The 14,940-nt window shown below is 38.1% G+C and carries 14 protein-coding genes; 10 read left to right on the top strand and 4 right to left on the bottom strand.

Features of this window, described 5'->3' with window-relative positions; all coding sequences use genetic code 11:
- Nucleotides 1–106: 106 nt before the first annotated feature.
- The 8 genes from PYW34_RS06730 (at nucleotide 107) to PYW34_RS06695 (ending at nucleotide 8,090) form a co-directional block, all read left to right on the top strand.
- Entirely contained in the window at nucleotides 107–358 is a 252-nt protein-coding gene (locus PYW34_RS06730; RefSeq protein ID WP_002295816.1) for a DUF896 family protein, read from the top strand.
- Between the two features lie 101 nt (nucleotides 359–459).
- Nucleotides 460–2,457 (top strand): transketolase, encoded by a 1,998-nt coding sequence (gene tkt / locus PYW34_RS06725; protein ID WP_002295818.1) that lies wholly within the window; start codon nucleotides 460–462, stop codon nucleotides 2,455–2,457.
- 245 nt (nucleotides 2,458–2,702) lie between these two features.
- Complete coding sequence (locus tag PYW34_RS06720) at nucleotides 2,703–3,590, top strand: glucosaminidase domain-containing protein (protein ID WP_002295819.1); 888 nt, start codon at nucleotides 2,703–2,705, stop codon at nucleotides 3,588–3,590.
- 140 nt (nucleotides 3,591–3,730) lie between these two features.
- Nucleotides 3,731–4,657: a cysteine synthase A gene (cysK, locus tag PYW34_RS06715; protein ID WP_002333265.1), complete on the top strand. Its 927-nt coding sequence runs from the start codon at nucleotides 3,731–3,733 to the stop codon at nucleotides 4,655–4,657.
- Between the two features lie 235 nt (nucleotides 4,658–4,892).
- A complete protein-coding gene (locus PYW34_RS06710; RefSeq protein ID WP_002289542.1) occupies nucleotides 4,893–5,339 on the top strand; it encodes a Fur family transcriptional regulator in 447 nt (148 codons plus the stop codon).
- 272 nt (nucleotides 5,340–5,611) lie between these two features.
- Nucleotides 5,612–6,964, top strand: coding sequence for an NADH oxidase (locus tag PYW34_RS06705; RefSeq protein WP_002334533.1), 1,353 nt, complete (start codon nucleotides 5,612–5,614; stop codon nucleotides 6,962–6,964).
- A 169-nt stretch (nucleotides 6,965–7,133) separates the two neighbouring features.
- The gene (locus PYW34_RS06700; protein ID WP_002289544.1) at nucleotides 7,134–7,421 is read left to right on the top strand and encodes a DUF5960 family protein; all 288 of its coding nucleotides are present in this window, start codon (nucleotides 7,134–7,136) and stop codon (nucleotides 7,419–7,421) included.
- 225 nt (nucleotides 7,422–7,646) lie between these two features.
- Nucleotides 7,647–8,090, top strand: a complete 444-nt coding sequence (locus PYW34_RS06695) for a MarR family winged helix-turn-helix transcriptional regulator (protein ID WP_002289545.1) — start codon at nucleotides 7,647–7,649, stop codon at nucleotides 8,088–8,090.
- A 5-nt stretch (nucleotides 8,091–8,095) separates the two neighbouring features.
- On the opposite strand, the gene PYW34_RS06690 is transcribed toward PYW34_RS06695, so the two are convergent.
- The gene (locus PYW34_RS06690) at nucleotides 8,096–9,280 is read right to left on the bottom strand and encodes a tetracycline resistance MFS efflux pump (protein WP_002330193.1); all 1,185 of its coding nucleotides are present in this window, start codon (nucleotides 9,278–9,280) and stop codon (nucleotides 8,096–8,098) included.
- Nucleotides 9,281–9,547: 267 nt separating this feature from the next.
- Between PYW34_RS06690 and PYW34_RS06685 the strand changes: the two genes are divergently transcribed.
- Together PYW34_RS06685 and nth are read left to right on the top strand one after the other, a co-directional pair.
- Nucleotides 9,548–10,246, top strand: coding sequence for a DnaD domain-containing protein (locus PYW34_RS06685; RefSeq protein ID WP_002289610.1), 699 nt, complete (start codon nucleotides 9,548–9,550; stop codon nucleotides 10,244–10,246).
- 6 nt (nucleotides 10,247–10,252) lie between these two features.
- Nucleotides 10,253–10,930: an endonuclease III gene (nth, locus tag PYW34_RS06680; protein WP_002295825.1), complete on the top strand. Its 678-nt coding sequence runs from the start codon at nucleotides 10,253–10,255 to the stop codon at nucleotides 10,928–10,930.
- Nucleotides 10,931–11,055: 125 nt separating this feature from the next.
- On the opposite strand, the gene PYW34_RS06675 is transcribed toward nth, so the two are convergent.
- From PYW34_RS06675 to recU, 3 genes are all read right to left on the bottom strand, one after another.
- A complete protein-coding gene (locus PYW34_RS06675; protein ID WP_016629411.1) occupies nucleotides 11,056–11,589 on the bottom strand; it encodes a hypothetical protein in 534 nt (177 codons plus the stop codon).
- A gap of 296 nt (nucleotides 11,590–11,885) precedes the next feature.
- Entirely contained in the window at nucleotides 11,886–14,267 is a 2,382-nt protein-coding gene (locus tag PYW34_RS06670) for a PBP1A family penicillin-binding protein (protein WP_002328422.1), read from the bottom strand.
- Nucleotides 14,257–14,904 carry a Holliday junction resolvase RecU gene (gene recU / locus PYW34_RS06665; protein ID WP_002295830.1) on the bottom strand — a complete coding sequence of 216 codons (648 nt, stop codon included), beginning with the start codon at nucleotides 14,902–14,904 and terminating at the stop codon, nucleotides 14,257–14,259. The genes PYW34_RS06670 and recU overlap by 11 nt, the downstream gene beginning before the upstream one ends.
- Nucleotides 14,905–14,940 lie beyond the last annotated feature (36 nt).

Below are 14,940 nucleotides of genomic sequence, written 5' to 3'. Positions count from 1 at the left end.
ATAAAAAGCGCTAAATCAAACGAATGTTCGTATTTTATTTAGTTTATCTAGTTGTTTTTTTTTCAGTTTTTATATAATATGAAGGAGAGTAAAAGGAGGGCTGAGCATGCTGTCACCTGAAAAAATAGAGCGGATCAATGAACTTGCACGTAAAAAGAAGGAAAATGGTCTCTCAAAAGCCGAAGAACAAGAACAAATCAACTTACGCAAAGAGTATTTGGAAGCTTTTCGTTCCGGTATGCGTCATCATATCGAAGGAATGAAAGTCGTCGATCCTGAGGGCAATGACGTGACCCCGGAAAAATTAAAAGAAATCCAAAAGAAAAAAGGCTTACACAACCGAAATGACAACTTTTAGTAAAAAATACTGAAAAAGATTGCTTTTTCGTGTGACATCTTATAGAATGAAAGTGTAAGAAATAAAGGTAAAAAAAACCTAAATTAATAGGAGGGGTTATTTTGTTTGACAAAATTGACCAACTTGGCGTTAACACAATTCGTACATTAAGTATTGAAGCAGTCCAAAAAGCAAACTCAGGACATCCTGGATTGCCGATGGGCGCAGCACCTATGGCATATGCGTTATGGACAAAACACCTGAAAGTAAATCCAACGACATCAAAAAACTGGGCTGACCGCGACCGTTTCGTTCTTTCGGCAGGACATGGGTCAGCAATGTTGTATAGCTTGCTTCATTTAGCTGGCTATCAAGTGACAATCGATGATTTGAAACAATTCCGTCAATGGGATTCTAAAACACCAGGACATCCTGAAGTACATCATACAGATGGTGTAGAAGCCACTACAGGGCCATTAGGACAAGGGATTGCAATGGCTGTCGGTATGGCAATGGCAGAAGCGCACCTTGCAGCAACGTATAACAAAGAAAACTTTAATGTGATGGATCACTATACGTATGCAATATGCGGTGACGGAGACTTGATGGAAGGGGTATCTCAAGAAGCAAGTTCGATGGCAGGTCATATGAAACTAGGGAAATTGATCGTTTTATACGATTCAAACGATATTTCACTAGACGGTCCAACTTCAAAAGCTTTCACAGAAAACGTTGGTGCTCGCTATGAAGCATATGGCTGGCAACATATCTTAGTGAAAGACGGAAATGACCTAGAAGCAATCTCTAAAGCGATTGAAGAAGCAAAAGCTGAAACAGACAAACCAACATTGATCGAAGTAAAAACAGTCATCGGCTATGGTGCTCCTAAAGAAGGAACATCTGCTGTTCATGGTGCTCCTCTTGGTGAAGATGGCATCAAGATGGCTAAAGAAGTTTATGGTTGGGAGTATCCAGATTTCACTGTTCCAGAAGAAGTAGCTGCCCGCTTCCATCAAACGATGATAGAAGAAGGACAAAAAGCTGAAGATGCATGGAATGAAATGTTTGCCAATTATAAAAAAGCTTATCCTGAATTAGCACAACAATTTGAAGATGCTTTTGATGGCAAACTACCAGAAAACTGGGATGCAGAATTGCCAACTTATGAAGTTGGAAGCAGTCAAGCAAGCCGTGTTTCAAGTAAAGAAGTCATCCAAGAATTATCGAAAGCTATACCAAGCTTCTGGGGTGGTTCAGCGGACTTGTCAGGTTCCAATAATACAATGGTGGCTGCAGATAAAGATTTCACTCCTGAACATTATGAAGGACGCAACATCTGGTTCGGTGTCCGCGAATTTGCAATGGCTTCGGCTATGAATGGTATCCAACTTCATGGCGGAACTCGTATCTACGGTGGAACATTCTTTGTCTTTGTCGATTATCTAAGACCAGCAGTTCGTTTAGCAGCAATCCAACATACTCCTGTTGTTTACGTCTTAACACATGACTCGGTTGCTGTCGGAGAAGACGGACCAACGCACGAACCGATTGAACAACTAGCATCTGTTCGCTGCATGCCTGGTGTTCAAGTGATTCGTCCGGCAGACGGAAATGAAACACGTGCTGCTTGGAAAGTAGCGATGGAGACAACAGATGCGCCTACTATCCTTGTATTGAGTCGTCAAAACCTTCCAGTATTGCCTTCTACAAAAGAAGTAGCAGATGAAATGGTGAAAAAAGGCGCGTATGTTCTTTCTCCATCACAAGGAGAAACACCAGAAGGTATTTTGATTGCAACAGGTTCTGAAGTTGATTTGGCTGTGAAAGCTCAAAAAGAATTGGCTGAAAAAGGCAAAGATGTTTCTGTTGTTTCTATGCCAAGCTTTGACCTCTTTGAAAAACAATCTTCTGAATATAAAGAAAGTGTACTTCCTAAATCAGTGAAGAAACGTGTGGCTATCGAAGCTGCTGCATCATTTGGTTGGGAACGCTACGTAGGAACAGAGGGCGCAACGATTACAATCGATCATTTCGGTGCATCTGCCCCTGGCACTAAAATTTTAGAAGAATTTGGATTTACAGTAGAAAATGTCGTGAATACGTACAATCAACTATCATAGATCCAAGCAATTGTTTGACTGATAAGAACAGCTGTCTGCAAGTTGGAGACAGCTGTTCTTTATGTGTTAGAAGAATAAATCAATATTACTTTTCGTTTTCGGCTATGTTACATTTAAATGACAAAACAAAGAATTCTTCGGATTAGTTTGTGTTTCTTGAGAATTAAAAGTATAATTTAATTAATTAAGTTTGTTTTAAGAAGAGAACTTTTTATTAAGTTTTTTTATTTTGAGGAGGAATTTGAATGCAAGAGCTGAAGACCCGCAGTGCCCGGCACCATAGACCTAAAAGAAAAATGGTGATCAATAAAAAAGCGATTGCTCCTTTAATTGGAACGAGTCTTTTAGTTGGGCCGATGATGGTTACAGCGGTACCGCAACATGTTCATGCAGATGAACAAGGATCTCAAACAGTCGCTGATCCTCAAGCGTTTATCGATCAAATCGGCTGGTCTGCGTCAGAAGTTGCTGCAAGTAATGACTTGTATGCTTCAGTCATGATCGCTCAAGCGTTGTTGGAAAGTGCATATGGCACTTCCGGATTAGCTAGTGCGCCAAATTATAATCTATTCGGTGTGAAAGGAAGCTATAACGGACAGGTCGTTTATATGGCAACCAAAGAATATGTAAACGGACAATGGGTAACGATGAATGAGCCATTCCGAAAATATTCTTCTTATTGGGAATCCTTCCAAGACCATGCGAATGTTCTTCGTTCAACCAGTTTTTCCACGGGCGATTATCATTATGCTGGCGTGTGGAAAAGCAATACAACAAGTTTTTATGATGCAACAGCGTACTTGACAGGTCGTTATGCTACCGATCCAAATTATGGGGCCAAATTGAACTCATTGATTAATACTTATAATTTAACCCGTTTTGATACGCCATCAACAGGTTCGGCTACAACAACCACAAGTACAACAACAACGACTACTACGACGACTTCAACGTCATCATCTTCAACAACAGATGTAAATACAAATAATGGTCAGACATATACAGTCGTGTCAGGTGATACGCTATGGGATATTGCACAAAAATTTGGCATGTCTGTTGATGATCTAATGGCGAAAAATGGCATGTCTATGTCCAGTTATTCTTTATTAGTTGGTCAAGAACTAAACGTTTGATTTAGATAAAAAGGCAAAGAAACTACCATATATGGTATATCTTTGTCTTTTTTTTTGCTAGTCAAAGACGAATCACTCGCCATAAATGAACAGATTGTATTATGATAAGTAAGAAGAGCAAAGACAAGGAGGAATTGAAGATGACAGCTATCTATAACTCAGTCACCGAATTGATTGGCAAAACGCCAATCGTCAAATTAAATAAAATCGTACCAGAAGATTCAGCAGATGTTTTTGTAAAGCTTGAGTTTTTTAATCCAGGAGGAAGTGTAAAAGATCGTATTGCTTTAAGTATGATAGAAAAAGCAGAACACGATGGTCTACTGAAACCAGGTGATACTATCATTGAACCTACTTCTGGAAATACAGGAATCGGATTGTCGATGGTAGGAGTTGCAAAAGGATATAAAGTAATCATCGTGATGCCTGAGACGATGAGTATCGAAAGACGTTTATTGATGAAAGGGTACGGCGCAGAGTTGATTTTGACTCCTGGTGCGGATGGTATTTCTGGATCAATCAGAGAAGCAGAACGTTTGGCAAAAGAAAACGGCTACTTTTTACCATTACAATTTGAAAATGAAGCAAATCCTCTTGTGCATGAGAAGACGACTGGTCCTGAGATACATCAAGCATTTGGAGTAAATGGCTTGGACGCGTTTGTTGCAGGTATCGGTACAGGAGGAACGATCACTGGCGCTGGCCGAGAATTAAAACGTGTGTATCCGAAAATCGAATTAATCGGGGTAGAACCAGCAGAATCTGCTATTTTAGAAGGGAAAGAAGCGGGACCTCACAAAATCCAAGGAATCGGTACAGGTTTTGTTCCTAAAACACTGGATACTTCTGTGTATGATAAAGTCCTTTCTATTAGTGGAGACGAAGCGATGGAAACAGCTAGAGAAGTTGGGCGAAAAGAAGGGATTTTAGTAGGCATCTCATCTGGCGCTGCAATTGCTGCCGCGCTAAAAGTCGCAAAAGAATTAGGAAAATGCAAGAAGGTATTAGCTGTGGTTCCCGACAATGGTGAACGTTATTTATCTACAGCCCTTTACCAAGAGATATAAGGCACTTGGTTTTTCTCCAGATAGGTTTATGTAAAAAACTTTTAAAGATGAAAAGAACACACAAAAATTTATGATGAGAAAAATTATTTGAATAGAGACGTAGAATAGTGAACGCGACTGTTTTACGTCTTTTTTCATTAAAATACAATAAAATTGAATTTTCTTTTCATGTTAAGTGGATTTTAAAATGTAAAAATAGTATGATAAGACGAGAATAACAACGTGGGGTGTTTACATGGAAAATAAGTTAGTCGAAGAGGTTATCGAAAAGTTAAAAAAAGAGAACATTCGAATCACACCTCAACGGTACGCGGTTTTAGAATATTTGATTGAACATCATTCCCATCCAACGGCTGATGAGATTTATAAAGCACTTGAACATCGGTTTCCAAATATGAGTGTTGCGACTGTTTACAATAACCTTCGCTTATTTACTTCGATTGGATTTGTTCAAGAAATGAAGTACGGCGATGCTTCTAGCCGATTTGATTTCAGTTCAAAGCGTCATTATCATGTAATTTGTGAAAACTGCGGTAAGATTGTTGATTTTCATTACCCAGGGCTTGAAGATATAGAAATGGCTGCGAGCAGACTGACTGATTTTGAGATTAATGAACATCGGTTGGAATTGTATGGACTCTGTCCGGATTGTAAAGAGTCAGCAAAAAAGGCGCAAATGTAAAAACAGTTTCTACAAGTGTTATACCTAAAAAAAGCTAGCTGTGTAAAAAAAACGCTAGCTTTTTTATTTTTTTGTCTTTTATTCACAATCTTAGATATCAAAGTGAATATTATCACAATAAGAATCTTGTAGATATTGGGTTCTTATGCTTGAAAAGGAATGAAACTACAAACAAACCTTTGTGAATTCACAAGCATTAAACTGTTGTATCCGTTTTATTTCTGTTATAGTAGTTTTGTCGAAGGACAAAATGTTAATCGGAGGGACCATAAATGAAAGTAGTAGTAATTGGCTGTACACATGCAGGTACTGCAGCTGTAAAAAGTATTTTAAAAAATCATCCAGAAGCAGAAGTGACAGTATATGAAAGAAATGACAATATTTCTTTCTTATCTTGCGGTATCGCACTTTATGTCGGCGGAGTAGTAAAGGACCCAGCAGGCTTGTTCTACTCAAATCCTGAAGAATTATCTTCATTAGGAGCAACAGTTAAAATGGAACACGATGTAACAGACGTCGATACAGAAAATAAAACAGTAACGGCAAAAGATCTGAAAACAGGAGAAACAGAAACGGTTTCTTATGATAAATTAGTGATGACAACTGGTTCATGGCCTATTATCCCACCGATTAGTGGAATCGATGCGAAAAATGTACTCCTATGCAAAAACTACAATCAAGCAAATGAAATTATTGCACAAGCGAAAGAAGCAAAACGTGTAGTAATTGTTGGTGGTGGATATATCGGTATTGAATTAGTAGAAGCTTTTGTCGAATCTGGAAAACAAGTGACATTGATTGATGGATTAGATCGCATCTTGAATAAATATCTAGATAAACCATTCACAGATATCTTAGAAAAAGAATTGACAGACCGCGGTGTTACTCTTGCGCTAGGCGAAAATGTTACTGAATTTATCACAGATGAAGAAGGAAAAGTGAAACAAGTAGCTACACCAACAGATACATTTGATACAGATATGGTCATTTTATGTGTGGGCTTCCGTCCAAATACAAAACTGATCGAAGAAAAAGTAGATACACTGCCAAACGGGGCAATCAAAGTGAATGAATACATGCAGACAAGTGATCCAGACATTTTTGCAGCTGGAGACTCTGCAGTAGTCAACTACAATCCAAGTGGCACACAAAACTATATTCCTTTGGCAACAAATGCCGTTCGTCAAGGTTTACTTGTGGGAAATAACTTGACAGATCATAAAATGGCGTATCGTGGTACTCAAGGAACTTCAGGACTTTACCTATTTGGCTGGACGATCGGTTCGACAGGTGTGACCAAAGAAAGCGCAACTTTGAACGATCTAGAAGTCCAAGCGACTGTATTTGAAGATAATTATCGTCCAGAGTTCATGCCAACTACTGAAAAAGTAATGATGGAGCTAGTCTATGAAAAAGGAACGAATCGTATCGTAGGTGCTCAGTTCATGTCCAAATACGACATTACACAATCAGCAAATACCATGTCTTTAGCTGTTCAAAATAAAATGACTGTAGAAGATCTCGCACTTTCAGATTTCTTCTTCCAACCACATTTTGACCGCCCATGGAATTACTTGAACCTACTTGCACAAGCAGCGCTAGGCGAAATCGAAACTGCACAATAAAGAAAAAGGGTTGTGACACAATTTTGTCACGACCCTCTGTCTTTTTTGTGAAAAGTACAATTAGTTGTCTTTCTTCGAATTTTTTGTCACAATAAGCAGCAAAGATAAAGCTGTTACATAAAAGAACAAGCAGCTTTATTTGATTTTGAAAAGAAAGGTGAGAAAGAAGATGAATAAAGAATATTTTGTCCAACAAGATGCATTTTTAGAAGATTATAAAAGTGCTTCGAAGAAATCAACGATCAATATTGATGAGTTGGCAGATCAAGTACTCTCTCAGTTGAATGAAACGCAAGAGGAATATTACACGATGCCAGCAAAAGACGCCAAAGATAATGTTTCTCATCGTTTTCCTTTCAGTAGACGCATCTACTCAGATGAAAATGACGGCACATTGAATACAGAGTACACATATGAAGGTCAGCCATATGTGCTAGAAACTGATGATGATCTTTAAAGACAGTTTTTGAAAAGGCCGCTCATCCTTGAGTGATGACAAAAAATCATCACAATTACCGATGACTGTCTCTTTACTATCTTTTAATCAGAAAAAGGGGTTATGACAAGCTTTGTCAACCCCTTTTTTTCTTGGTTTCAGATTGGGTTTTCCTGCAAAATATTTTCATCTTTGTTGAATAGGAAACAAAAAAACAATATAATGAAAGAAAAAGAAGGTGTAGAAATGGATAAAAGACAACTGCTAATAGAAGAATATCTGGATTTAGCTAATGAGATTATTCATCGTAATAAACCAGAAATGGAAAAAGAATTTGCAGGATTTACTCTAAATGAACTAGAAGTGATTGAACATATCGGGAAAATCCCTGATCCTAACGTGACAAAATTAGCGAATGCTAGTTACATGACTAGAGGAGCCATCAGTAAGCTAACAAAAAAACTGATAGCTAGAGGGATCATAAACACTTATCAAAGCGAAGAGAATAAAAAAGAAATCTATTTTCAATTGACGCCAATCGGACAAAAAATAAGGAATAGACACGAGCAACTCCATCAAAAATGGGTACAGCGAGATGCTACTGTATTTGAAAATATGTCAAAAGAAGAATTTGACACAGTATTTCGTTTTATCGGTCGATACAGAGAATTTATACGAAGTAGCAAATGAAGCTACTATTTTTTATTGTAGTGATAATAGGCAAAAATCATAAGCAAAAATCCGAATACCGTTGGAAGAAATGGTGCTGCAGCATAAAGCTGTCCTGCGATTAGCGGGCCGATGACGCGCGATAGAGATTGTATACTTTGGGTACCGCCCATTACAAGACCTTGCTGGTTATCTGAGACAGAATTGGATAGTTGGCCATTGAATACAGGAGTAAAAATAGAATCACCGAAACCATAACAGATAATCCCAAATAAAAACAAAATCGGCAGTAGAAGAATTCCAGATAATGTGATGAATAGATAGGCGAGGATTTCACTGAACATCCCTATTCTTGTGATCTGCTGTTCTGAAAATTTTTTGAGCAATCGAGGCATAATGAACAATTGCGAGACAGTATCCAAGATTCCAATCAAAGAGAAGCTTAAACCAACCAACCCAGCCTTCCACTGAAAGGCGTCAATCGAAAATTGAGAAAAGATAGATTGAAGAGAGCCAGCTGCCAACCAAACAGCAAAACCTGCTGTGAATAAAGGAATAACGGATGAAATCTTGAATAATTGTTGTAATTGGTGAAAAGGTCTTACATGGGAGAAACTTAAATCTACTGAACGTTTTTTTATTGGAAGGCTTTCTAGCATAAATGTGTAGCCATAAACGGCATTTAAGAAAGTAAAGAGTGCTCCAATAAATATAGGAACAGAATTCCCCAACTCAGCTAATAGACCCCCTATAATAGGACCCAGCGTTGTTCCTATACCGACTAAAGCACCCATCCATCCAAAAACTTTGGTTCTTTCATTAGGTTCCGTGATGTCGGCAAAGTAAGCATATAAGGTGGAGATTTCTCCTGCCGTCAATCCTTCAATGATACGACCAAGGAACAACATCCATATCGAATTTCCTAAACCAAAAAGCAAATATCCGATACTTGATCCTAATAAACTGATAATAAGGATCGGACGACGCCCAAAATGATCACTTAAGCTACCGAGAATGGGGGCAGATAAGAAGGCAGCTAGAGCATAAACAGACATGAGCAAAGTGATATAGAAAGCTTGCTGATGTATGGAGTGAGAATAAGGCAGCGTTAAAAACGGAAGTACAGGACTGACGATAGTAAATCCTAATCCAGTGAATAAGACAGAGACGTATCCAAAAACTTTAGAATGTTTATTTGTGAAACTGTACATGTAAAAACTCCTTTATGCAATAATGTTAACTTGGAAACAAAAATAGTGTATAGTAATTTTGTTTCCTTGTCAACATTCTAAGGAACAGCGAAATCTACTTAATTTATTTATTCCGAAAAGTGAAGATGCGCATCAAAAACATGAACAAACAAAAATCAAGTAGACGACATTGTAAATCTGACCGATCAGTGAAGTAAATAGAAAAGAAACCTGTTCTTGCTTCCCATGTTTTTTTTACGTATACTGTGATTGAGCGGAGGAGAAATCATGTTGAATTTAGAAAATTACTTAAGCGCTGGACAAACAGTCATATCTAATCTTTTACTTAAAAATTACCATAGGATCGGTCTACAATCTGAAGAATTTTTATTTGTTCTACAGTTGCATATGGCACAGCTTGAAGGAGATACTTTCCCTGATTTGCAGATGATTGCTATGGATATGGGAATCAAGCAAGATCAGATTTTTCAAATACTGGATCGTCTCGTAACAAATGGGTTTATCAAGATAGAAACGACGATTGTCAACGGTAAAAAAGCAGATCGATATAATCTTTATCCCATCTATGATCTATTAGGTGAGTATTTAAAAACACAAGAAAAAAAATACGAAGAAAAAACACAAGAAAAAGAAATCCAGTCAGTGTATCAATTATTTGAACAAGAATTTGGACGCCCGCTTTCTTCGATCGAGTTCCAGCGAATCGGTCAATGGCTAGAAGAAGACCATTATCAGCCGGAAATTTTGAAACTAGCACTGCGGGAAGCCGTATTAAATCAGGCTTATAGTTTTAATTACGTTGACCGCATTTTGCTATCGTGGGAAAGAAAAAATCTACGTACAAAACAACAAGTGGAAGAAGACCAAAAACGAAGAAAACAGCAGCTTCTTCAAAGAGAAGTAGAACAGTCAGCTCAACAAGAAGAATTGCCGAAAGTCTCACTGAAAAATTGGTTGGAGGAGTAGCGGAATATGTTAAGCAAACAAAAAACAATGGAAGCTCTAGAAACGATGTATGGAATGTTTCCCGAAGCACATGGAGAACTCAAGCACAATAATCCATTTGAGTTATTGATTGCAGTGATCTTAAGTGCCCAGGCGACAGATGTATCAGTGAATAAAGCAACGCCAGATTTGTTTGCCTCTTTTCCGACACCCGATGCGTTAGCAGAAGCTTCAATCGATGAAATCATTCTTAAAATAAAAACGATTGGTTTGTATCGAAATAAAGCAAAAAACATCAAAGCGTGTGCACAGCAGCTGATTGAACGTTTCGATGGGCAAGTGCCAACGTCAAGAGAAGAATTGATGTCTCTTCCTGGTGTAGGCAGAAAGACAGCAAATGTCGTATTGGGGGATGCATTCGGGATACCAGCAATCGCAGTAGATACCCACGTGGAACGTGTCTCAAAACGCCTGAGGATCTGCAAACTAGATGCTACGGTCATGGAAGTAGAAGAAACACTGATGCGGAAAGTACCACAAGAATTATGGGTAAAGACACATCATACACTGATTTTTTTTGGTAGATATCATTGCACGGCAAGAAATCCCAAGTGCGAGGTATGTCCTTTGCTATCAATATGTCAAGATGGGAAAAATCGGATGCGTCTAAAAGAAAAGACGCTAAAAAAGAAACCACGCCTGTAGACGTGGTTTCTTTAATTGCAAATAAATGTATGAATTATCTTGTTATCATGGAGAAAAGCTGTTTCGTTTATCTTTTTTGCATGAAAAAGTAAATGTACATACTCAGTAGCTAGGATGGTAACTTATTACAATTTATTGCGATAAAAATAAATGTTGTTATTTTTCTTGGGAAAATACCCGATGTAGAAAATAATGCCTTCCAATATACCTATAAAATAAGTCCAGTATTCCAAAGGATTATATAAATAAGTGACGTATCTATCTAAAGGTGTAATAAAAATGATAAGTGATAATAAAAAAATACCATTTATAACTAAACATAAACTAATGGATTTGGGCGGTTTCAGGCTCATCAGAAAAATATAGATTCTGGTGAACAACAACCATAAAAAAGTGAGAATCATTGCATGAGAGCTTCTTTCCATAAATTTTCCTTTAAGAGTAGTGCTTAAAAGTACAGAAAAAATAATAAATGCAAGGATAGGAGCAATTAAAGTAAATTTATTTAATAATAAACTAAATTTTTCAGCTTTTTTATTCTTGGAATAACGAGGTATTGTTTTCGATAAAAAAAGATGGTGCAGACAAATTATGATAATTAAGCATACTATCAGATAACTCAAAATGAAGCCTTCTTTCAAAAAATTATTCAAAACCATATATTGTATTTTTTATTTGATAATAACAATGGGATTATTAAGAAGTGGCACTAAATAAAAGACTAGTGTGTATTTAGCCGATTTAATTATAAACAAGTAAATGGATAAAGTATATGTAATGATAAAAGAAAAATGGATTTTCTAATTTTTAAGCTAAATGTTAGATCACACATGTATATGCTGGATAGTCTTATAAAAAATCATGTAATACAGCTTGGTACATGATTTTTATTTGTAGCTGTTTTTTACATAGACACAAAAAAGAAACCACGCTTGTAGACGTGGTTTCTTTTTTACTATCTGTTTCCAGAAGCTGAGGTGCTACTGGATGGTGTATGGTCATTTGCAGCATCCGCTCCGCTAGTTGCTGGCTCACTGGAAGAAGCAGGAGGAGCAGATGAAGACGGTGTCGAGCTTTCTTCGGATGAAGAAGAAGGAACCGTTGTTGAAGACGCTGGCTCGCTTGTTTCTGCTGTCGTGCTTTCTTTTGAGGACTCAGCAGTTGATTCACTTTGACTAGTAGAGCTAGAGCTTTGAGTCGTTGTCTCTGTTGTTGAGCTTCCAGGAGTCTGGACATAGCTGGAAGATGGAATAGTTGTTGATGGTGTAACTACATTCGATCTAGCTGTATATTGATCTTTGTAGTACAGTTCACCGCCCACACGAATTAATCCGCTTGGCATCTCCCAGTCTGTATTTGTCACGTTAGCTGAAACATACTGCATAAGCTCGCGATAAACATCAGAGGCTACGTGTGACGATTCTGAAGTGACAGGTGTCATTTTTTTATTGTAACCTGTCCACACGGAAATCGAATAATTTGGCGTATAGCCCGCAAATAGGATATCTGGATACACCCCAGAAGAAATACCAAGTTTTGCATACTCGTCATCTGTGTAATTAGATGTTCCGGTCTTACCGGCTTGATATAACCCAGCGATTTGCGCATTCGTACCAGTACCTTCAGTGATCGTATCTTTTAAAATGTCTGTGATCATATAAGCTGTTTCTGGAGACATGGCTGTTTTTCCATCTGGCTCATAAGTTTCTTCTGTTCCGTCTTGGAAGACGATTTTATTAACATATTGAGGTTTGTAATAAGTCCCTCCATTGGCGAAAGCCGCATAGGCTGCTGCCATTTTTAAGGAAGAAGCTCCGTATTTTGTCCCATCTTGTTCTTCCGTATTACTAGAGATCGCATTCGATTGATGGATCGTACTGTATTCGATCCCAAGATTTTTTAAGAAAGATGCCACTTTATCTGAACCGACTTCATTGAATAATTTGACTGCTGGAACATTACGGGATAAGTAAAGTGCTTGGCGTAAAGTAATGGTGCCCATATATTGATTATCCCAGTTTCCTACAGGAGTCGAAGTCCCTTCATAGTTATACGGTGCGTCAGTAATAGTTTTTCCAGTAGAATATTTCAAATATTCAAAAGCTGGTCCGTAATCTGTGACAGGTTTCATCGTAGAACCAAAATCACGGGAAGTATTCACTGCTAAGTTGTTGCCTAAAGTTACGTCTTCTGCGATGTGACGTCCGCCAATCTGGGCTTTTACTTTCCCGGTATTGGTGTCGATAAGGGTGGAGGCAACTTGCATCTCGTCGTCTGGGTAAGAGACATACTGATCCGTGTTGACGATATCATATAGTTTCTTTTGGGCGTCCAGATCCAAATTCGTATAAATCTCTAAACCGTCTGTGTAGACATTCTTATCTGTTTTTTCTTGTACTTCATTGATGACTTCTTTGACATAATTATCGACGATCTTAGTATTGTCATCGGATTGAGTTAGTTCTTGCAGACCATCCGTTACCGGTACATTAACAGCTTGATCATACTCTGTTTGAGAGATTTTTTCGTTTTGAAGCATCGTATACAAAACAGTATCTCGTCTTTTCTTCGCCTGATCTGGATAAACATAAGGATCATAGGCGGAAGGGGCTTGAGGCATCCCAGCAAGCAATGCTGTTTGCGGTAAAGAAAGTTCTGATAATTTCTTACCAAAGTACATCTCAGAAGCTGTCTCCATCCCGTACAAGCCGTTTGACATATACACTTTATTTACGTAGTAGGTCAAGATCTCTTGTTTCGATTTTTTTTGTTCCAATCTTACAGCCATCCACGCTTCTTGGGCCTTGCGTTTCAGGGTCTGATCCTCTGCACTAGTGGAGAAGAAGGAAAGTTTGATCAATTGCTGTGTCAAAGTACTTCCGCCTTGCAGTCCGCCAGAGGTAAAGTTAGAGAGGGCAGAACCGATGATCCGAATAGGGTCAACCCCGATGTGTTTATAAAAACGGCGATCTTCTACCGACACGATCGCATCTTCTAATGTTTTCGGTAATTCATTAGCAGAAATTTTTTCACGCTTTTCTGCGCCTAAATCTTCGAATAGTTCGCCATCTTGTGTATATAGTTTGGAAGATACGGTAGCGTCTAATTTTTTATCCGTCAATTCGGGCGCATCTTTTGCGTAATACCAGAAAAGTCCTACACCTGCTAAAAAGAGGATACAGAAAAATGAGAGTATTCCTAAAAGGATCTTGATAAATAATCCTTTTTTATGTGTTCCAGAGGACTTTCCAGAACCTTTGCCAGAATTCTTCTTCACACTCTTTTTAGGAGTAGGCTGTTTCTGTCGTCTAGAGCTTCTAGTTTGTTCATTTGCCATTCTTGCTTTCTCCTTCAATAGATAATGTTGATAAATAGAAGTCAACCGCGTCCAAATAAGGAATCCGCGGAGAAATACCAGTTTTGATCTCTATTCCTAGTTCTTCGATCAAAGATAAAGGTAGTGATTTGCGTCCTTTTTCCTTTTGGGCGTCCCAGTAAGCAATCAAATGAACACTATTCAAATAAAAACAGCGCTTCAAAGACGAAAACCATAACAAGACAAAGCAGACCCCATTTTGTTCGAGGCATGCTTTCATATGTTCGATTTGATGGGCATGGAAGTTTTTAAAGGGAAAAGATGTTTTGTTCTTGGTTTCTTTTGCTTCAAAGTCCAAGTAAAAGCCTCGATAGACGCCATTATAGTCTGTAGTTGAGGCTTGGGTAAAGTAGGCTTCCTTGATCACAGCAGCACTTCTCTTAGGATAGTCTACTTTCACGATTTGGATAGGGGTAGGCTTTTTATGGATAACCGCCAACCCGCGGGAAAGATAATATTTATTACTTTCATTGATTGCTTCTTCAAAGTGCATCCCCCGATTGCCGAATTCAGTGATCTGATTTCTTTTTTCTTGAATTTTTTCGACGGGAGAGGCATTCTTATAATAAGGTTGGCCATTTGGATAGCGCAATACCATCTTTAATCACACTCCTAGGCCACATTATAGCAAAAA

Source organism: Enterococcus faecium (assembly GCF_029023785.1).
GTDB classification, from domain to species: Bacteria; Bacillota; Bacilli; order Lactobacillales; family Enterococcaceae; genus Enterococcus_B; species Enterococcus_B faecium.
Note: the sequence above shows the minus strand (reverse complement) of the source record. Positions and strands in the feature narration are given on the sequence as shown.

What these genes read in the sequence shown, in the direction of transcription:
- PYW34_RS06700 (WP_002289544.1), top strand. Translation starts at nt 7,134, where the DNA reads ATGAATAAAGAATATTTTGTCCAACAAGATGCATTTTTAGAAGATTAT.
- PYW34_RS06685 (WP_002289610.1), top strand. Translation starts at nt 9,548, where the DNA reads ATGTTGAATTTAGAAAATTACTTAAGCGCTGGACAAACAGTCATATCT.
- nth (WP_002295825.1), top strand. Translation starts at nt 10,253, where the DNA reads ATGTTAAGCAAACAAAAAACAATGGAAGCTCTAGAAACGATGTATGGA.
- PYW34_RS06720 (WP_002295819.1), top strand. Translation starts at nt 2,703, where the DNA reads ATGCAAGAGCTGAAGACCCGCAGTGCCCGGCACCATAGACCTAAAAGA.
- PYW34_RS06705 (WP_002334533.1), top strand. Translation starts at nt 5,612, where the DNA reads ATGAAAGTAGTAGTAATTGGCTGTACACATGCAGGTACTGCAGCTGTA.
- cysK (WP_002333265.1), top strand. Translation starts at nt 3,731, where the DNA reads ATGACAGCTATCTATAACTCAGTCACCGAATTGATTGGCAAAACGCCA.
- PYW34_RS06710 (WP_002289542.1), top strand. Translation starts at nt 4,893, where the DNA reads ATGGAAAATAAGTTAGTCGAAGAGGTTATCGAAAAGTTAAAAAAAGAG.
- PYW34_RS06695 (WP_002289545.1), top strand. Translation starts at nt 7,647, where the DNA reads ATGGATAAAAGACAACTGCTAATAGAAGAATATCTGGATTTAGCTAAT.
- PYW34_RS06675 (WP_016629411.1), bottom strand. Translation starts at nt 11,589, where the DNA reads ATGGTTTTGAATAATTTTTTGAAAGAAGGCTTCATTTTGAGTTATCTG.
- PYW34_RS06670 (WP_002328422.1), bottom strand. Translation starts at nt 14,267, where the DNA reads ATGGCAAATGAACAAACTAGAAGCTCTAGACGACAGAAACAGCCTACT.
- recU (WP_002295830.1), bottom strand. Translation starts at nt 14,904, where the DNA reads ATGGTATTGCGCTATCCAAATGGCCAACCTTATTATAAGAATGCCTCT.
- PYW34_RS06690 (WP_002330193.1), bottom strand. Translation starts at nt 9,280, where the DNA reads ATGTACAGTTTCACAAATAAACATTCTAAAGTTTTTGGATACGTCTCT.
- PYW34_RS06730 (WP_002295816.1), top strand. Translation starts at nt 107, where the DNA reads ATGCTGTCACCTGAAAAAATAGAGCGGATCAATGAACTTGCACGTAAA.